Annotated in this window: 18 protein-coding genes, 1 tRNA gene and 1 pseudogene; 10 read left to right on the forward strand and 10 right to left on the reverse strand. The window is 51.9% G+C overall.

Annotated elements, in window-relative coordinates; translation table 11 throughout:
• Positions 1-102 precede the first annotated feature (102 nt).
• The gene (locus P1U47_RS02890; protein WP_301027049.1) at positions 103-636 is read left to right on the forward strand and encodes a hypothetical protein; all 534 of its coding nucleotides are present in this window, start codon (positions 103-105) and stop codon (positions 634-636) included.
• 819 nt (positions 637-1455) lie between these two features.
• Positions 1456-2379: an Abi family protein gene (locus tag P1U47_RS02895; protein ID WP_301027050.1), complete on the forward strand. Its 924-nt coding sequence runs from the start codon at positions 1456-1458 to the stop codon at positions 2377-2379.
• Positions 2380-2451: 72 nt separating this feature from the next.
• On the opposite strand, the gene P1U47_RS02900 is transcribed toward P1U47_RS02895, so the two are convergent.
• Together P1U47_RS02900 and P1U47_RS02905 are read right to left on the reverse strand one after the other, a co-directional pair.
• Positions 2452-3039 (reverse strand): hypothetical protein, encoded by a 588-nt coding sequence (locus tag P1U47_RS02900; RefSeq protein ID WP_301027051.1) that lies wholly within the window; start codon positions 3037-3039, stop codon positions 2452-2454.
• Positions 3040-3456: 417 nt separating this feature from the next.
• Positions 3457-3533: transfer RNA gene (locus P1U47_RS02905), tRNA-Ile, on the reverse strand.
• 420 nt (positions 3534-3953) lie between these two features.
• Here P1U47_RS02905 and P1U47_RS02910 point away from each other — a divergent pair.
• From P1U47_RS02910 to P1U47_RS02920, 3 genes are read left to right on the forward strand one after another with little or no spacing between them, the layout of a single operon-like run.
• Entirely contained in the window at positions 3954-5825 is a 1872-nt protein-coding gene (locus P1U47_RS02910) for an adenylate/guanylate cyclase domain-containing protein (protein WP_301027052.1), read from the forward strand.
• An 11-nt stretch (positions 5826-5836) separates the two neighbouring features.
• Positions 5837-6208: a response regulator gene (locus tag P1U47_RS02915; RefSeq protein ID WP_301027053.1), complete on the forward strand. Its 372-nt coding sequence runs from the start codon at positions 5837-5839 to the stop codon at positions 6206-6208.
• On the forward strand, positions 6205-8403 hold the full coding sequence (locus P1U47_RS02920) for an ATP-binding protein (protein WP_301027054.1): 2199 nt from the start codon (positions 6205-6207) through the stop codon (positions 8401-8403). The genes P1U47_RS02915 and P1U47_RS02920 overlap by 4 nt, the downstream gene beginning before the upstream one ends.
• Before the next feature lie 49 nt (positions 8404-8452).
• Here P1U47_RS02920 and P1U47_RS02925 read toward each other — a convergent pair whose 3' ends face one another.
• The 5 genes from P1U47_RS02925 to rpsU all read right to left on the reverse strand — a co-directional run bounded on the left by P1U47_RS02925 (position 8453) and on the right by rpsU (position 13652).
• Positions 8453-8938 (reverse strand): hypothetical protein, encoded by a 486-nt coding sequence (locus P1U47_RS02925; protein WP_301027055.1) that lies wholly within the window; start codon positions 8936-8938, stop codon positions 8453-8455.
• Positions 8939-9026: 88 nt separating this feature from the next.
• Entirely contained in the window at positions 9027-10841 is a 1815-nt protein-coding gene (gene rpoD / locus P1U47_RS02930) for an RNA polymerase sigma factor RpoD (RefSeq protein ID WP_301027056.1), read from the reverse strand.
• A 110-nt stretch (positions 10842-10951) separates the two neighbouring features.
• Positions 10952-12829 carry a DNA primase gene (gene dnaG / locus P1U47_RS02935; protein WP_301027057.1) on the reverse strand — a complete coding sequence of 626 codons (1878 nt, stop codon included), beginning with the start codon at positions 12827-12829 and terminating at the stop codon, positions 10952-10954.
• 87 nt (positions 12830-12916) lie between these two features.
• Entirely contained in the window at positions 12917-13369 is a 453-nt protein-coding gene (locus tag P1U47_RS02940) for a GatB/YqeY domain-containing protein (protein ID WP_301027058.1), read from the reverse strand.
• A 67-nt stretch (positions 13370-13436) separates the two neighbouring features.
• Positions 13437-13652, reverse strand: a complete 216-nt coding sequence (gene rpsU / locus P1U47_RS02945) for a 30S ribosomal protein S21 (RefSeq protein ID WP_008248432.1) — start codon at positions 13650-13652, stop codon at positions 13437-13439.
• 191 nt (positions 13653-13843) lie between these two features.
• On the opposite strand from rpsU, the gene tsaD reads away from it, so the two are divergent.
• The 5 genes and pseudogenes from tsaD (at position 13844) to P1U47_RS02965 (ending at position 16399) form a co-directional block, all read left to right on the forward strand.
• Positions 13844-14869 carry a tRNA (adenosine(37)-N6)-threonylcarbamoyltransferase complex transferase subunit TsaD gene (tsaD, locus tag P1U47_RS02950; RefSeq protein ID WP_301027059.1) on the forward strand — a complete coding sequence of 342 codons (1026 nt, stop codon included), beginning with the start codon at positions 13844-13846 and terminating at the stop codon, positions 14867-14869.
• A 51-nt stretch (positions 14870-14920) separates the two neighbouring features.
• Entirely contained in the window at positions 14921-15310 is a 390-nt protein-coding gene (folB, locus tag P1U47_RS02955) for a dihydroneopterin aldolase (protein ID WP_301027061.1), read from the forward strand.
• Positions 15310-15801 (forward strand): 2-amino-4-hydroxy-6-hydroxymethyldihydropteridine diphosphokinase, encoded by a 492-nt coding sequence (folK, locus tag P1U47_RS02960; RefSeq protein WP_301027062.1) that lies wholly within the window; start codon positions 15310-15312, stop codon positions 15799-15801. The genes folB and folK overlap by 1 nt, the downstream gene beginning before the upstream one ends.
• Before the next feature lie 105 nt (positions 15802-15906).
• Positions 15907-16143: pseudogene (locus tag P1U47_RS17560) on the forward strand (BrnT family toxin); the annotation flags it as partial.
• The gene (locus tag P1U47_RS02965) at positions 16133-16399 is read left to right on the forward strand and encodes a CopG family transcriptional regulator (RefSeq protein WP_301027063.1); all 267 of its coding nucleotides are present in this window, start codon (positions 16133-16135) and stop codon (positions 16397-16399) included. The pseudogene P1U47_RS17560 and the gene P1U47_RS02965, both read left to right, overlap by 11 nt.
• Before the next feature lie 21 nt (positions 16400-16420).
• On the opposite strand, the gene P1U47_RS02970 is transcribed toward P1U47_RS02965, so the two are convergent.
• The 3 genes from P1U47_RS02970 to apaG form a co-directional block, all read right to left on the reverse strand.
• Positions 16421-17512, reverse strand: a complete 1092-nt coding sequence (locus tag P1U47_RS02970) for a multifunctional CCA tRNA nucleotidyl transferase/2'3'-cyclic phosphodiesterase/2'nucleotidase/phosphatase (RefSeq protein ID WP_301027064.1) — start codon at positions 17510-17512, stop codon at positions 16421-16423.
• Positions 17513-17613: 101 nt separating this feature from the next.
• A complete protein-coding gene (locus P1U47_RS02975; RefSeq protein WP_301027065.1) occupies positions 17614-18420 on the reverse strand; it encodes a symmetrical bis(5'-nucleosyl)-tetraphosphatase in 807 nt (268 codons plus the stop codon).
• Positions 18421-18463: 43 nt separating this feature from the next.
• Positions 18464-18841, reverse strand: a complete 378-nt coding sequence (gene apaG / locus P1U47_RS02980) for a Co2+/Mg2+ efflux protein ApaG (protein WP_301027066.1) — start codon at positions 18839-18841, stop codon at positions 18464-18466.
• Positions 18842-18843: the final 2 nt, after the last annotated feature.

The raw sequence follows: 18843 nt of genomic DNA on the forward strand, positions 1-18843 counted from the left end.
TCGACCTAGGGAATGCACCCCGAAGGTGTAGCGGGCGTCGCGATTGCTCAGATGTATATGGATATAATTAACCAACTACCAATCTCTAGAAGGAGCTAGTATATGTCAGAATTTCCTAGCGGTGATTTTACAATTACTAACATCGATACTGAGCGCAAGATTCGGGTAGTACTTGCTGACTCTGAAGAATATGAGGATTATCAGCTGGGCAACACCTATACCACGGTCGTAACTGGAAAGCCGCATTTAATGTTGGAATACGATGATGAGGATGAGGAAGAAGCGCCGCCGGAATTAGAGACGCTGTGGTGTTTCAACGATAGCGTAGACTCATACGGTAAGGTTCGTGCCACTCTAGTCAGTGTCGCTGTTAAAGAGAAACAAAACATCGGTAGTTATGTCATCGGTATTACAAGTCATCCAGCACGGCGAGTGAAAACCACCGACCCACAACTTGAATTGATGATGCCTAATTTTTGGACGGGGAGTTTTAAACAATGGCACGAATTTGCGCTCAATATTGACGACTTCATCCTTCAGGCCCCCGTACCAAAATTTTGGACAGAGAGAGAGTGCTTGGCAAGTGTTTGTAAAGATGGGTTTCGCTCCACCTTATTCGACGCCAGGCTTGATTGAATCGCTGGAAGCTCTGCCGGTACCACACGAGTTGAAAAGTGGTACGCCCATTATGGAATTACTTGGTAGCGCTAAAAACTATTACGAATACTACCGTTTATCAGACGCACGAAAGGGCACTCCTCAGGGTGGTACGACCGAGCTTACCGGTGCTGGCACTGATTCGAGCTACAGTGGCATGAACAAGTGCTGGCAGACAGATGGTGCCTATATCTGGAGCGTTGGCGGAGGGGATGGAAGCGGAGGTCCAATTGAATCCGAATCCTACCTCACGGACCTAGACCGCGACGATTACAACTCTTTGGTGGGACTCCCAAAGGGGAAATATGGGCAACGGTGGATATTTAAGCCGGTGTAATGCTCACTGAGCGATAAGCCGCGGCCTACAAATGAAAGCTGTTGGCCGGCCATTCTGGCTCTATGTGGTAGTTCCGGCCTTTAGTCATAATGTACCTAGTGGTGATGGACGGATTGCATGGGCTAGGTTGCGTAGTGAAAGCCCCCCTGTGCAATAGCATCGGCTATTCGCGTTTGGTGTCGGATTAAAGCCAAGTTTCGGCACTGAATTCAGCAAAATGAGGGATTTGACTCAAAGATTAAAGTCCGCCGGACTAGATACTGATTTGCTATAGCAGGACGCTAAATGTCATATAAAACAAATGGATATAGAGAAATTGACGTCTGGCGTCAGCGATCTTTGGTTTATAAGGTGGTTGACATTAATTGCTTAAGGTCTAAAATTACCCGCAACAACACCCCTCCCGCTACCCGTAAGATCAGCGCCCTGCGAGGGGTTACTTGTTTCTGGGGGGCTGAAAAATGAGCTTCCCGCAAAAAGTCTCGTTTTCAAAGCCGCCCAGAACATTTGCCGAACAAGTTCAAATCTTACAGTCCCACGGATTAAATATTCCCGATCCGGTTAAGGCTGAATTCTACCTTTCGCAGCTCAATTACTATCGTTTCGCTGCTTATTGTTTGCCGTTTGAGCAAGATCATGCCACGCATCGGTTTGTCGCGGGTACATCGTTTGATGATGTATTGAATCTTTATGTTTTTGACAGGGAGTTACGAATACTCCTGCTAGATGCAATAGAGCGCGTAGAAGTGTCGCTGAGAACGCAAATGGCTTATCAACTTAGTCATCGTTACAACACGGCCCACCCACATCTTGATCCAGGGCTATTTCAAAGCAAAGGTAGATATCAGGCAGGGGTGATGAGCTTGCAGCAAGATGTCGCCAAAAGTAATGAAGATTTTATCAGGCATTTAATAACAAAGTATCAGGAGGCACTACCGCCAATCTGGGCCGTCGTTGAGCTTATGACTATGGGACAGCTTTCGAAGTGGTTTTCCAATATAAAAGCTAGGCAAGATCGAAGGGCCATTAGCCGGAATTACGGTGTGGACGATAAGGTCATGACATCTTACTGTGAGCACCTCTCATTAGTTAGAAATATGGCCGCGCATCATGCTAGATTATGGAACCGCGATATTACCAAGAAAATGACGCTACCCACTCACGGTCCCAAAGAACTGCAAAGCAGTTTGTGGATACTGCCGGAGAGCGACCGGCGCTTGAGAAAACTCTACAACACCTTAACGATGACTTTGCACATGATGAATATGATTGCCCCCGATCATCACTGGAAGGCACGGGTGAAGGATTTAATAGCAACGCACGCCATAGACACCAAAAAAATGGGCTTCCCCGCTGATTGGCAAACTCGACCGTTGTGGCTGTAGTCGTTTACGGGTAAAGTCGCTGCGGGCTGCGCAGGCAGCGATCGGCTGTCAGCGCCGTGTATGTACGGATTTTTATGGTTTCGGGGTTGTGGTTGGTTTTGTGGGCTGGTTCGGAGCCTGCTGTTGAATGCCAAAATACTCTGCCCATAGGCTTCTCAGCATATCTTGTCGCTTATCTTCGGTAATCAGCAGCACGGAGGCGCCGATGATTAAGCAGGTAATGAAGAAGGATGATGCTAGTCCGGGAATACCTGATAACAGCCATGCTCCGAGTTTTTCATACCATGCCCGATTTGCATGCTGGTAATTTTTGATGTTTTGGAAAAGTTTTCGCTTTTCGTTCGTTACGTTTTTTTGGTGCTGCTTTTCAAGTTGAGCTTTTTCTTTCTCGAATTTCGCACTGATGTTATCTTCAAGCTCGCTGAAGATTTTATCTAAGAAGTTTTTCGCTTTTTCTCTGTAGTCGTCGAGCGAGTTATTTTGTAGGGTTTGATCGTGGAAAGTCTGCACTTGCTGTTGAATGTGAGGCTCATCCTTGCCTTCATTTCTGAGGGATGTAGCTAGTGTGTGCTTTTTGTTTTTGTACAAGGCATAAGCTATAAGGCCAATAGAATCCTTATCATCCTTTACGAGAGATTCAAAAACCCATTTTTTATCCAAGTTGTTTCCCCAAAACAAAAACGCCCCAATAATGGGGCGTCCGAAATATGTGCTTAATTTTCTAGGCGCTAATGGCTGTCAACGCCTTTGCGGATACGCTCTTGATATAGCGCTCTCTATCTTTAGATACGGTCTTTTTATCCGATAGCCGATCAGAGCTAAAGCTGACTGAGTTTGCTACTTTGCTAATTGTGCTCTTATTCTTCGTATCGTTTTTGGCAGATTTCATCTGAACCTCCTTAAAGGTGGCTTGTACTGCACGAAAAAGTATAACTATTAATAGATGATAATAGTAGCGATTTGTTCCCACTGCCAGTTATTACCCTAATCTCTATGTAAGCGCATGTAAGCAAGATTTTAAGAGGGTTTTCATCTTAGTAAAAAGCCCCGAAAACCTTATGGCTCGGGGCCTTGAAATGGTGGGCCTTCCCAGACTTGAACTGGGGACCTGCCGATTATGAGTCGGATGCTCTAACCAACTGAGCTAAAGGCCCTAATTTTTAAATTTAAATACACGTCAATTACATGGGGCGCTATGCGTAAAATGCAAATCCGTGTAACTACCTGTATTTATTCTACTTTTTCTTCTCTCCGGCCACTCTGCGCACTCAATTATGAGTCGGATGCTCTAACCAACTGAGCTAAAGGCCCATTTTTCTTGTGCTGAGTGCTGTTGGTGTGGGCTAAATCGTGAATTTAGTTATGCCAATCAGTTCAGCTGCGGTGGTTTGATTACGCGCCGTGGCGTGTACACCGGAAAAACAGCGCGCATTATAATGCTGCCAGTGCCTGTTGGCCAGTGCTTCCTTAATCCCTTGTTTACCGGAAGTCATTGAGGGGCCATGCTATTTTTGTGCTTATGTGGAGTTTAAGTGCAATAATCTAGTAGACATGGTCTGGTTAAGGAAATGACTTTGGACGACAAAGAGCGGATTTTTAAAGCGTATCTTGATGATAAGCGTCAGTCGCTGCAGGCGCCGCTGGCGTCGGTGGCGGCGTATACCGAGTCGTTGCTGGAGTTACCGGCGATTGCGGGTGACGACGCGCTGTTGGCCGATGCCCAGCGCATTGCTCGAGCGGCGGCTGAAATTCTTGATGTGCTGCAGGTGGTCTCGACGCTCAGTGTGACGTCGCAAACCGAGATTTCCCGTTTGCGCCACGATTTGCGCAATGCCATTGGCTTGGTTGATGGTTACAGCGAGATGCTGATGGAGGATTGCGGCGCGGCGGAGGCGCAGGCGTTTCTCACCCAAATTCGACATCAATCGCGCTTGTTTCAAGAGCGCTTAGACGGCTTCTCGTTACAACCTGCAGAGTCTTCAAAAGTCGATCCTATTGCCGCGATGTTCCAGAGCTTTAAGCGGGGCATTATCCGCGACGACCAAGATCATCTTACCGGCAGTATTTTGGTGGTGGATGACAACGACAGCAGCCGCGATTTATTAGCCCATCAGTTGCAGCGTCAAGATCATATGGTTATCGAGGCCGCCAGCGGTGAGCGCTGTTTAGAGGTGATGCGCAGCGCCAATCCAGATTTGGTACTGCTCGATTTAGTGATGCCCGATATGAATGGCTACGAAGTGCTACAGGTGATTCGCAGCGATGAGGCCCTGCGCCGTATTCCGGTGATTGTCGTTAGCGGTATGCAGGATGAGGAGGGGGCGGTGCGCTGCATAGATGCTGGCGCGAGTGATTACTTACTTAAGCCAGTAAACGCGACCTTGTTGCGCGCGCGAATTGGCGCGCTATTGGAGACCAAGCGCTGGCAAGACCGCGAGCGCGAGTATTTGGCAGAGCTGGAGAAGAGCCAGCGCTTTATTCGCAAAGTGTTTGGCCGCTATTTGTCAGACGAAATCGTTCAGCGGCTGTTGGATGATAATAATGGTTTGAGTATGGGTGGCGAGCGCCGCACGGTAACTATCTTAATGGCGGACATTCGCGGGTTTTCAGCGATCAGCGAACAGTTGGCGCCTGAGCAGTGCGTGCAGCTGCTGAATAATTACCTTGGGGTGATGACTGAAATTATTCAGCGCTATCGTGGCACGGTTGATGAGTTTGTTGGCGATGGAATTCTGGCGATATTCGGTGCGCCGGTGAGCGATAAAGATGACTGCGACCGCGCGTTGGCCTGCGCGCTAGCCATGCAATTGGCAATAAAAGAAGTGAATGCCCGCAACCGTGCCGATAACTTGCCCGAGATTGCGATTGGTATTGGTTTGAATACCGGCGATGTGGTGGCTGGAAATATCGGTTCTGAGCTGCGCTCTAAATACGGTGTAGTCGGACACAATGTGAATCTTACCGGCCGTATTGAGTCTTGTACTGTGGGCGGGCAAATATTGGCTTCACCGGCGACGGTGGCCGCCGCGTCGGTGGAGGTGCTCACCGGCAAGGGTGTTGGCGTGTCTTTAAAAGGTATGGCAGAGCCGGTGGATTTGGCCGAGATTTTGGGGGTGGGTTTGCCCTACGATTTATTGCTAGAAGGCGTTCAGTCGCAGTGGCAGGCGATCTCGTCACCCCCTGAGTTACAGCTGAGTTTAATGAGTGGCAAGCAACTGGCGGGGCAGCAATTGCCGGTGCGCCTAGTGGCGGTGGCGGGTGACCAGCTGCGGCTGACGAGTGCCGCATCGCTGCCGCTATTGGCGGATGTGCGCTTGGAGGGCTTGATCGAAAGCTGTTACGCAAAAGTGACCGAGGGTGAGGGTGAGACGTATACCTTAACGCTGACCTCGGCAACCGAGGCGCTGCGCGCAGTGCTAAGCAATTTACCGACACACCTAAATTAAGCGAGAAGTTGATGCCGACAGTATTACTGGTTGAAGACAATGAAATGAATCGCGATATGTTGAGCCGGCGCTTGCAGCGCAAAGGCTATGAGGTGTTGCTGGCGGTCGATGGCCAGCAGGGCATTGATTTGTGTCGCAGCGAAATGCCTAATTTGGTGTTATTAGACATGAGCTTGCCGGTGAAGGACGGCTGGCAGGTGGCCAGGGAGATGAAGGCCGACAGTGGGCTTTGTAATATTCCAATCATTGCCCTGACTGCGCATGCGATGGCAGATGACCGCCAGCGCGCATTGCAGGCTGGCTGCGACGATTACGATACCAAGCCCGTCGATCTGCCGCGCTTGTTGGCCAAAATAGAGTGTTTGTTGGGACCTGCTGAATGAGTTTTACCCGCCGTTTAACCTTCTCTTTTGTGGCGATATTGCTGCTGTCACTGGGCAGCGTGCTAATTCAAATATGGGGTAATGATACCCGTCGCCGCAATGTGTGGCTGCTGCAACATGTGATTCGCACCCAGTCTGAACTCAATGATTTTAGCCAGCGCATGTACAGCACCCACCGTAAAATTTTGGTGGTTGATGCCCTGTCTGACTCCGGTGTTCAGAACCGTATTACCGCGCAGGAGCGGCAAGAGCTGCTAAGCACGATTGATGCGTTGATGGCCCTCGAAACTGAGTTGAATGGCGATTTGCAAGAGTATTTGGAGGCGGGCCGTTATCAGTATTTAGAGGCGAAGATACTGCTGAGCCGGTGGCGGCAATTTTTGGAGCAGGGCGACGCCTTAGATAGTAGTTATGTGTTGCGCGAGTACGAGGCCTTGAGTGGCCGCGTTAGCGCTAATGAGTGGTTCCTGTTGACGCGCTCAGACGAAATAAACGTGGGCCTGCGCAATGTGGTGAGTATGACCAATAAGGTTGCGCTAGGCGTGTTTTTACTGGCATTGATTACCACGTTTATTTTGGGTTACTACATGACCCGTTATACCCGACGCTCGATTCGTCAGCTACAAAAAGGCACTGCGGAGTGGGGCAGTGGCAATTTCGACTACAGCATTGGCGATATGGGTCACGACGAATTTGGGCAATTGGCCAATTCCTTTGACGATATGGCCGCCAATCTGCGCGAGGCCATGGCGCGGGTGCGCGAGGCCAGCCGTCGCGCTGATGCCGCGAATCAGGCAAAAAGCGGGTTTATGGCCAATATGAGCCACGAATTGCGCACGCCGATGAACGCCATTATTGGCTACTCGGAAATGTTGATTGAAGAAATCGACGACGAACCAGACGTAAGCGCCCAAGATTTACGGCCAGATTTGGCCAAAATACAGCTGGCAGGCAAGCATTTGCTTACCCTGATTAACGACGTGTTGGATATTTCAAAAATCGAATCGGGGCGCATGGCGGTGTATTGGGAAGATGTGGCGCTAGAGAGTGTTTTGCGCGATGTAGAAGTGACCATGGCGCCCTTGATGGCCAAAAATGGCAATACCCTGCACTGCAATTTTGAGCTGCAGAGTGAATTGATTCGCACGGATGTAACGCGCTTGCGACAGATACTGTTAAACCTATTGAGCAATGCAGCTAAGTTCACCAGAAAAGGCGAGGTGAGTTTACGGGTGTCTGAGCAGCAAATAGCCGGCCAGAGCTATTTGATTGCCGAGGTGAAAGATAATGGTATTGGTATGAGTGCCGAGCAGTTGGGGCGAGTGTTTGACGCCTTTGTGCAAGCCGATTTATCAACGACCAAGCAGTATGGCGGCTCGGGATTGGGTTTAACCATTTCGCGCAAATTTGCCGAGTTATTAGGCGGTTCGATTAGCGCCGAAAGTGAGCTGGGCGTGGGTTCGCGCTTTGAGTTAAGGCTGCCACTTGGCACCCAAGAGCTGGGGCTAAGAACGGAATTTGACGGTGTCGCGATTGGCGATGTGCTGGTGATTGATGACGACCCAGCGGCCTTAGACCTGTGTAGTAGAACCTTGAGCAAGGCGGGTTATCGGGTGCATTTGGCTGACTCGGGTGCCGAGGGTTTGCGTATGGCTAGGCAGAGTCGGCCAGACGTGGTACTGCTGGATGTAATGATGCCGGGTATGGACGGCTGGCAGGTTTTGCACAGTTTGCGTACCGATCCCAGCTTGTTCGATGTACCGGTATTGATGTTGTCGATGCTCAATGAGCGCGACCTGAGCTTATTGCTGGGCGCCAACGAGTATTTGGTGAAACCGGTGGATAGCGCAACCCTAACTGCGGTTGTGCACGAGTTATTGCCCGCCACGGCGGTGGGCAATTTGCTGCTACTGGAGCAGGGCGATAGCTTGGCAAAAGCCATTGCCTTATTGCCCGGCGCGGAATATTGGCAGATTTATCACTGCAGCGAAGTCGCAGAGGCAACGACCTTGCTTAAAGACCTTCCCTTGCAGCTTATTGTCATGGGGCCGCACAGCGATAAGGTGGCGGTGGCGGATTTATTGGCTTATTTAAGTAAAGACTACGGCCGCAAAGTGCCGATTATGCTGGCGCAAACTGAGGCTGAAATTCAGAGTTTGAGCGATCAGTTGGGGGCGTACTTAAGTCGGGCTTAAGCCTGCTAATCTGCTGGCGAGTAAGTTTAATTTGCAGCGCCTGCGAATATTACTGCAGGCTTAGGTGGCGCAGTTTTTCTATTGCGCGCTGCAGTGCCTGAGACTCGTTGCGCAGCTTCAATTGCTGAGCTTCGGCAGCTTGTCGGGCTTGGCTCTCTGTGTTGAGGCGCAGGGTGTTTTCTAAACTGACGTGCAGGCTGAGGCGCAGCATTTTAAGGCTGGCATCGCCTTGCGGCGCGCGCAACGCGCGCTGGTAGAGCTCGTCTAGCGTGGCGGTGGCCTTGTTCATTTCTTGATTTTGTAAATAGAGTAGGCACAGTCCAGCAAGGGCTTGTTGGTGAATAAGCTCGCTTCTGCTGTTAAGTAAATTTTGCAGCGGTGGCTCTGCCGCTTGGTATTGTTTGTTGTCAAGAAGCGCCAAGCTGCGAAATAGTACGGCTTGCTCGTTGTTTGGCGGTGGCGTGGTAGCGGGGCTTTGGCAGGCACTTAAGGCAAGGCTGCTGAGTAGGGTAAGCGTGGGGAGGCGTCGTAGCATTGATCAGCTTTCCGTGGGCTTTAGGGTAAAGCGCTAGGTGTCGAGAGTAGGCAGCGGCTACGTTAGATTAGCCGCTGCACAAATGAAATTACTCGTCGAGGAAGCTGCGCAAGTGGTCTGAGCGAGTGGGGTGGCGCAGTTTACGCAGGGCTTTGGCTTCAATTTGGCGAATCCGCTCGCGGGTAACGTCAAACTGCTTACCAACCTCTTCCAGAGTGTGGTCGGTATTCATATCAATACCAAAACGCATTCTGAGTACTTTTGCTTCTCGAGCCGTAAGACCGGCCAGCACTTCTTTGGTGGCTTCACGCAGACCTTCACCCGTCGCAGATTCGATTGGCGAGGAGATGGTGCTGTCTTCGATGAAATCACCTAGGTGCGAATCTTCGTCATCGCCAATGGGCGTTTCCATAGAGATTGGTTCTTTGGCGATTTTAAGTACCTTGCGAACCTTGTCTTCTGGCATTTCCATGCGCTCGCCCAATTCTTCTGGCGTGGGCTCGCGGCCCATTTCTTGAAGCATTTGGCGTGAAATCCGATTGAGCTTGTTGATCGTTTCGATCATATGTACCGGAATACGAATGGTCCGCGCTTGGTCGGCAATCGAGCGAGTAATGGCCTGACGTATCCACCATGTTGCATAGGTAGAGAATTTATAGCCGCGGCGGTATTCAAATTTATCTACCGCTTTCATCAAGCCGATATTGCCTTCTTGGATCAGGTCGAGGAACTGCAAACCGCGGTTGGTGTATTTCTTGGCTATCGAAATAACCAGACGTAGGTTGGCCTCTACCATTTCTTTCTTGGCGCGGCGGGCGCGAGCCTCGCCAATGGAAACGCGGCGATTGATTTCCTTAATATCGGAAATGGTCAGGTCTTGGCGCTCTTCGATATAGGCAATCTTGTTTTGAATACGGCGAATAACGTCGTTGTAGTCGGCCAGTTTGGCGTGCTTCTTAAGAAGCTCGTCAGCCCACTTTAAGTTGGCTTCATTGCCTTGGAAGCTGCGAATAAACTCTTTGCGGTCGATGCCAACGTTTTTCACGCAGATCGTCATGATCTCGCGTTCCATTGAGCGGATCGAACTCAGGGTGGTGCGCACTTCTTCAATAAGCGGGTCGAAGGTTGCTGGGGTGAGTTTGAAATATTTAAAAATCTCACCCAGTTCGTTCAATTCTTTTGCGGTCTGCTTGCTGTAGCGACCGTGGGCGGCAATAGACGCCTCTACTTTGTCTGACTGCTCTTGCAGGGCTGCGAAACGAATTCGCGCTTCTTCTGGATCTGGGCCAGATACGGCTTCGTCTTCGTCGGTGTCGTCGGCAGCGGTATTGTTCGCTTCTGCGGCTTCAGCCGCAGCGGCGGCTTGCTGTTGGGGCGACTGCACATTTTCAGCGGGGTTTAAGTAGCCGCTCATAATGTCGCCAAGACGGCGCTCTTCGGTGGCCACTTTGTCGTACTGGGCTAGAATGCCGGTAACAACGCCTGGGTAATAAGCCAGCGCTGCCATGACTTCCCGAATACCTTCTTCGATGCGTTTGGCGATAACAATTTCGCCTTCGCGGGTCAGTAGTTCTACTGTACCCATCTCGCGCATATACATACGCACGGGGTCGGTGGTGCGGCCAGTTTCGGTTTCTACTGCGGCCAGTGCTGCGGCAGCTTCAGCCGCAGCGATATCATCCGGCGAATCGCTGCCGGCCATGATCAGGGTATCTTCATCCGGTGCGTGTTCAAACACCTGGATACCCATGTCATTGATCATTTGAATGATTTCTTCAACCTGATCCGGATCAGAAATATCTTCCGGAAGGTGGTCGTTGACCTCAGAGTACGTTAGATAACCCTGCTCCTTGCCTTTGGCAATGAGTTGCTTGAGTCGCGATTGATGCTTAGAGTCACTCATTCTTTCAAATTACTCGCTAGGTGCAGGTGAAAAATTAGCCGCAAATTATACTCTATTTAGACCCTATACGACCAGTAAAATCCGGCTGCGTTCAGGGATTGGCCAAAGTATTAGCGCTGATGTTTGTGATTGAGCAGTTGTTGAATGGCCAAGAGTTGTTGTTTGGCTTCGTCACTAAGTCCAGCGTAGTTGTCACTTGCTGGTTTGTCGAATTGATGGCTGCTGCGCAATTGCTCAACTTGCTGGCTGAGGCGCTGCCGAGATTTAAGGTTGTCGAGGTGGCCGAGGGTGTCTAAAAAGGCGAGTTGCGCTTTTTCGTCGTCTAGCTCTGGGCCGAGTAGCGCTATGGTCTTTAAGGCCTCGATCATAATGTCATACTCGGCTTGGCCGTACCAGTGACCGAGCAGCATGGCGGTGCTTGAGCCGGGCCGTTTATTGAGCAATTCAAGAATGGCGCTGAGTAGCGCGGCAGCTGGCGAGGTGTCGTCAGTGTTGAGTATTAGGCTTTGGTTGGTGGCGCCGCGGGGATTGAACAACACCATTGCCAGCGCAAATAGCAGAGGGTCGCGACTTGAGCTGGGTAGGTTTGCCGCCAGTTTTTTGGTGCTATTGCGCGGGCTTGGCGCAGCGCGCTGGATTTGCGGGGCACTGTCGGCATCGCTAGGTTTGCTCGCTGGGGGAATGTCGTCAATGAGCTGGTCTAGGGCGTGGCGACTAAGGCCGGTACGCTCGGCCAGCGAGTCGAGCATCAGCTGCCGAAAAACCCCAGGCGGCAGTAATTGCAGCATGGGTAGGGCAAGTTTGCTTAGTCGCGCCTTGCCTTCGAGGGTGCTGGGGTCAGTTTGGCTGTGGAAAGACTCGAAAAAATAACGCTCCAGCGGTTGTGCTTGGGCGAGGAGTTTTTGAAAGCCCGCCGCGCCGTCGCGGTTCACAACGCTGTCTGGATCGTCGCCTTCGGGTAAAAACAAAAACCGGATGCGGCGACCGTCTTCCATGGTCGGTAGGGCATTTTCTAGAGCGCGCTCGGCAGCTTTGCGGCCGGCGGCATCGCCGTCAAAACAAAAAATTAGTTCGCTGGCGTAGCGGAAAGCGGTGCGCAGGTGCTCGGTATTGCTGGCGGTACCTAGGGTGGCAATGCCGGTCATGATGCCGTGCTGCGCTAGGGCTACCACGTCCATATAGCCTTCTACCACCAGCAGTTGTTCTAGGTGGCGATTGTTCTGGCGGGCTTGATAGAGGCCGTAGAGCTCTTTGCCCTTGTGGAATATATCGGTCTCGGGCGAGTTGAGGTATTTGGGTTTGTCGTCACCGAGTACTCTGCCGCCAAAGGCGATAACACGGCCGCGATTGTCGCGAATGGGAAACATGATGCGATCGCGAAAACGGTCGTAGAGTTTGCCGTCGTCTTTTTCAATGAGCATGCCGCCGTCTATAAGTTGCTGGCGGTGTTCCTCGCTGTCGCCGAGGCTTTTAAGTAGGTTGTCCCAGCCCGGTGGCGCAAAGCCGATGTCAAAGTCGCGGGCGATGCGTCCGCTTAGGCCGCGCTGCTTTAAATAGTCTACGGCGCGCTGGGCTTGGGGGTGCTCTCTAAGTTGCTGCTGATAATAACTGGCCACTTTTTCCATTAGGTCGTAAATGGTTTTGCGGCGTTCTTGTTTTATTTGCTGCTGGGGGCTGATCTCTTCGCGGGGTACTTCAAGGCCAGCGAGGCTGGAAAGATTGTCGACCGCGCCAGGAAAATCTTGGCGGTCGTAGTCCATGATAAAACCGATGGCATTGCCGCCTGCGCCACAGCCAAAGCAGTAGTAGAACTGTTTGTCGGGGTTTACGCTGAACGAGGGGGTTTTTTCGTCGTGAAAAGGGCAGCGGGCGCTGTAGTTTTTGCCGGTTTTCTTAAGGGCGACACGGCGATTGATAACGTCGACAATATCGACGCGAGACAATAGCTCGTCGATAAAAGATTGCGGAATGCGTCCTTTTGCGGCCACGTCAGCGTATCCAAAAGCAAAGTAGAAAAGCGTTTTGTTGGTGCGTAGTTGAGCAATAATTCACCATAGTGGGTGAAATTGCCAGCGCTACTGAAGCTGTGACTTAACCTTTTGGCTGACCATGCCCATATCCGCGCGGCCTTGAACCTGCGGTTTGAGGATGGCAACGACTTGCCCCATATTTTTAATGGAGTCGGCGCCAGTGCTGGTAATGGCAGCGCTAATCAGTGCGTCTAATTCTGCTTCGCTCAGTGGCGTGGGCAGAAAAGACTGAATAACGTCCATTTCAAAGCGTTCTTGATCGGCAAGATCGACACGACCAGCGCCATCGTATTGGCTGATCGAGTCGCGGCGTTGCTTAAGCATTTTGTCGAGCACGGCAAGAACCCGTGCGTCATCGACATCAATGCGTTCGTCAACTTCAATGCGCTTAATGTCGGCAAGAATAAGCCGCACGGCAGAGAGTCGCGCTTTATCTTTGGCTCGCATCGCGGTTTTCATCGCGTCACTAAGCGTTTGCTTCAGCGTTTGGTCTGCCATAGTGCGCAGAGACTCCCTGTTAAGAGGATTGGATCTTAGCGGGCAAAAGCCCTACTAGACGTAAGTCTTAGTAGAGGCGTTGCTGCTTTTTAGTGTCGCGAGACACTTTTTTCGCGTGGCGCTTTACTGCAGCAGCTGCTTGACGCTTGCGTACAGAAGTGGGCTTTTCATAGAATTCGCGACGGCGAACCTCGGCCAGTACGCCGGCTTTTTCGCAAGAGCGCTTGAAACGGCGCAGGGCGATATCAAATGGTTCGTTTTCTTTGAGTTTGACTGAAGGCATCCGTTAAACCTGTCCTGATTTTTTTGTGCAAGAATTTGCTGTCTATACCGCATTAATTAAAAGCGGCACTCCAAGGGCGCTGAATTCTATACTCAGTTGCCGCAAAAAGCAAAGCGATTGCGCTGATAACTGGTGCGAATAAGCTGAAGTCAGTATCATGCGCGCTTATTTAGCGTAGGAAGTGAGCAATTGTGCGGGTTTTAGGACTGGAAACCTCCTGTGATGAAACAGGGGTGGCAATATATGACACTGAGCAGGGCTTGGTGGCCGAGGCTCTTTATAGTCAAATTGCCTTGCACGCGGAATACGGCGGCGTGGTGCCCGAGTTGGCCTCGCGCGACCATGTGCGCAAATTATTGCCCTTGATTCGCGAAGTACTCGCCAAAGCTAATATGCAGGGCTCTGAACTCGACGGTGTGGCATTTACTAAAGGCCCTGGCCTCGCGGGTGCGCTCATGGTTGGCGCCTGTGCGGGGCGCGCCATGGCCTATGGCTGGGGGGTGCCCGCCATAGGCGTACATCACATGGAAGGTCACCTGCTGGCGCCGATGCTAGAGGCAGACGCCCCGGCTTTTCCTTTTATTGCCCTGTTAGTATCTGGCGGCCATACCCAGTTGGTAAGAGTAGACGGCATTGGTCGCTATACCTTATTAGGCGAATCTTTAGATGATGCCGCCGGTGAAGCCTTTGATAAAGCCGCTAAAATGTTGGAGCTGGGCTACCCCGGCGGGCCGCAGGTGGCTAAGGCAGCCGAGCGTGGCCGCGAGGGGCATTACACCTTTCCCCGCCCCATGGTGAATCGGCCTGGTTTAGATTTTAGTTTTAGCGGTTTAAAAACCTTCACTTTGAATACCGTCACTGCCAGCCGTGCTGCGGGTACTTATGATGCGCAGGATCAGGCCGATATCGCCGCCGCATTTCAAGAGGCAGTGGTCGCGACCCTAGTGATTAAATGCCATCGCGCGCTGGTGCAAGAAAACCTGAGTACCTTGGTTATTGCGGGCGGCGTTAGCGCCAATACCGTGCTGCGGGCGCGCTTGGCTGAAAAATTGGCAAAAACCGGCGGTCGCGTGTATTACCCCCGTCCCGAGTTCTGTACTGATAATGGCGCAATGATCGCCTATGCAGGTCACTGCCGCTTAGCGGTGGGGCAGCACGAGGAGCTCGGGGTGACGATTCGCCCGCGCTGGCCAATGACCGAGTTAGATGCCGTTTAATATTGTAAATTTTAGTATTAGTTGTAGCGCGCAGGCGTAGCGGGAAACACCATGGATATTGTTTATATACGAGAGTTAAGCGTTGATACCGTTATTGGTATCTTCGATTGGGAGCGCGCGCACCGGCAAACGGTGGTGATGAATTTAGAGCTGGGCACCGATATTCGCGCGGCGGCAGCGACAGACGATATTAGCAAAACCCTGAATTACAAAGCGGTGACAGAAGCGGTATTTGCCTTTGTGCGCAGCAGTGAGTTTTTGTTAATAGAGACCCTCGCGGAGCGTTGTGCGGCCTTGATCATGACGGAGTTCGAGGTGCCCTGGCTGCGCCTGAGTATCGCCAAACCCGGTGCAATGCGTCAGGCAAATGAAGTCGGTGTAGTAATCGAACGCGGTACGCCGCTGGTGATTGGCGCAGCTGTTGATGCTAGTGATAAGTAATGGCTGAGGTATTTCTAGGGCTAGGCAGTAATATACAGCGCTATCGCCATATGACGAGTGCGCTGGATGCGCTGAGCGAACACTTTGCGCCGCTGCGTTTGTCGCGGGTGTACGAGAGTGAGTCGGTGGGTTTTCGCGGCAGTGTGTTTTTAAATATGGTGGTGGCGTTTAACACCAATATGGCCTTGGGGCCCTTGATTGATTTGCTGCGCGAGATCGAAATTCGCCTCGGTCGTGTGCCTGGCGCGCCTAAGTTCAGCCCTCGCACCTTAGACATTGATATTCTCAGCTACGATAATCTCTGCGGTAATTTTGCTGGCATTGAACTGCCCCGCGACGAAGTGACCTACAACGCTTTTGTGCTGCGGCCACTGAGCGAATTGGCGCCGGATCACTGTCATCCAGTGAGCGGCAAAACCTATCGCGAATTATGGGCGGGCTATGTTAGTGAGCAGAAGTTGTGGCCGGTCGAGTTTTGCTGGCCGCAATAAAGCTCGGCTAGAAATCGCTGTTAAATGCCTCAGCGACCACCTTGCCAAAATTGCTAAAAAGGTATATTTTTTATACCTATGTATTCATTCTAATTTGACCCAAAGAAGAGCAAATCCAACTTCGAGAAGCATGGCATTGACTTTGTTGATGCCCAAGCTATCTGGCAGGATACTGATTTTATTGAAGTTATGGCTAAATCAGATGATGAGCCAAGAGCTTTGGTGGTCGGCATGATCGACGGGAAGCATTGGTCTGCCATTATTACTTACCGTACGGACAGGATTAGGATCATCTCCGTTCGGCGGTCCCGAAATTCTGAGGTGGTACTTTATGAAAGCTAAATCGCTGGATAAGAAGTTCGACGATAATCAATTGGATGTTATCGATGAGCTTGATCTTTCATCCATCAAGCGTCCCAATCAAATGCAGAAACGGGTTAACGTAGATTTTCCCACCTGGATGATTGAGTCACTTGATAAAGAGGCTTCGCGCCTAGGGGTTACTCGTCAGTCCATTATTAAAGTATGGCTTGCTGAACGTTTAGAGCAATCAACGTTGAGCAGGCAAATGCAGCCGACGCAAAAAGCGCGTGGCTGATTTGGGCATTAAAACCCCCCGCTAGTTTGCGCCTGTAATCGCACGCAATGCCGCCAGACGTTGCTCGCGCAGAGCGGCGCCCAGTTCCGCCCCCTTGTAGCCTTGGCTCATTAATTCCGTAGCGTTAATGGCGCTCAATTGCTTGCCAGTATCCGCTAATATTGCCAGTCGGGTCTCGCTGGGCTGGAGTAGTTGGGCAATGGCGATAAAATTGGCAAGCTGTTCGGGGCGGCGAGCGTAATCAAATTGTTCCAAAACCTTTAGCCACTCTTCCGCTGACTTCATCGCAGGGAGTGGGGTGTTTGCCGCGCAGCGTTCCGCTAGCCAGCTTGCGCTATTGCTGGCGCGCAAATTTTGGCACAGGGTTTTGCAGCTGCTGGCATCGAGATTGCTGCAGCTAATGGCAAAGCGCTGGTCTGATGATAAGTCTTGCCGGGCGGCGTTATCAATCAATGTTAATAACGCTGGCGTGAACGATGCTGCCCATTCTGGGAAGAGTGCGGCGAGGGCGTCGCAGTTGAGTAGCACCGCGAAAAAACTTGCTGGATTCTGCTCCGCCAAGGCTTTGCTTAATTCCACCCAGATTCGTTCTGGCGCGATGGTCGCCAGTTCGCCGTTGCGACTCATGCTACGCATTAGCGCCATGGTTTCATCGGCTACCGTAAAGCCGAGGTGGGCGTAGCGCGCCGCGAATCGCGCTACTCGTAAAATACGCAGGGGGTCTTCGGCAAAGGCGGGGGCGACGTGGCGTAGCAACTTGGCGGCGATGTCGCGCTGGCCGTGGTAGGGGTCAATAATCGCCTTGCCTTCGTCTTGGGCGATGGCGTTGATGGTTAGATCGCGGCGGCTAAGGTCTTCTTCAAGGGTGATGTCTGGGCTGAAATCGCAGACAAAACCGTGATAGCCGGGCCCGCTTTTACGCTCGGTGCGGGCGAGGGCGTACTCTTCTTTGCTTTTGGGGTGCAGAAACACCGGAAAGTCCTTACCCACCTGCTGATAACCCAGCGCCAGTAAATCTTCGGGGCGGGCACCCACCACCACCCAATCGCGCTCGTGGTAGGGGTAGCCGAGTAATTGGTCGCGCACCGCGCCGCCGACGAGATAGATCTTCATTGTTTATAAGGTCTTAGTGGGTTTGTGCGAGGAGTATAGCAAAAGCGGGAGACGCTGGACGGGAGACGGTAAACGCTTGTTTTGCATCTCCCGTCCCGCGTTTAGCATGTGCACCGATGTAATTCTCCGCTATCCATATCCAACATCGTCATTTCCCGCCCCCACACGCAGCCGCTGTCTAGGGCGATAATATCGTCGCGGCTGGTTTGGCATTCCAGTGCCGCCCAGTGGCCGAAGATCAGCGTTTCATTGCGGGCATTGGGTTTTTGCCATTCGAACCACGGGCGGTAGCCCTGCGGGATGTCGGCGAGGGCGCCTTTAAATTTTAGTTCCAGCTCGCCGTCGGAATTGCTGGCGCGCATACGGGTTAGGTGGTTGGTGATGGCGCGCAGGCGGGGAAGGCCGGTTAGGCTATCGTCCCAGCGGCTTGGTTGGTCGCCGTACATCTCCTTAAAAAAATCGTTAGCCTGCGGGCTTTGTAACACGGCTTCAATTTCACGGCTCAAGCTCAGGGCTTGTTCGCTGCTCCAAGCGGCAGGAATACCGGCGTGGCTCATTAAGTAGCGGCCGTCATCGGAGCGCAGCACGAGTGCTTGCTGTTGCAGCCAATCCATTAGTTCGTTGCAGTCGGGGGCATTAAGTAGGGCTTCGAGAGTGGGGTGGCGGCCGCGGTCGGTAGTGCCGCGGGCCAGTGCTAGGCAGTGCAGGTCGTGATTGCCAAGGGTAATGCGCAGGCTGTCGCGAATGCCGTAGAGGTAGCGTAGGGTTTCGAGCGAATCTGGGCCGCGGTTAACAAGGTCGCCGACCAGCCATAGCTGGTCTTGCTCAGGCTTAAAATCAACCTCGGCGAGCAGGCATTGCAGGGGTTTTAAGCAGCCTTGTAAATCACCCACTGCGTATCTGCTCACGATATTGGCCTCTCTATTTTGTGGCGGTGTTACATCTCGGTTATTAGTGCAGGGCTGAGGGTCGAGCTAAGGAAAAGATACCAATGGGCGCAATAAAGGGGCGGCCAGAGGCGCTGATCATTTCGTAGCTGCCTTCCATGGTGCCGACGGCGGTTTCTATTACCGCGCCGGAGGTGTAGCTAAAGGACTGGCCAGGTTCAATTAGCGGTTGTTTGCCAATAACGCCTTCGCCTTGTACTTCTTGAACCTGATTGGCGCCGTCGGTAATTATCCAGTGGCGGTTGATCAGGCGCACGGCTTCTTCGCCAGTATTGCGAATGGTAATGGTGTAGGCGAAGGCAAAGCGCTGTTCTTCCGGCACCGATTGGTCTGGCAGAAATTGGCTCTCTACCTGAATGTCGACTGGGGCTGAATCTGGCATTT

The organism is Zhongshania sp., assembly GCF_029212375.1.
GTDB lineage: Bacteria > Pseudomonadota > Gammaproteobacteria > Pseudomonadales > Spongiibacteraceae > Spongiibacter.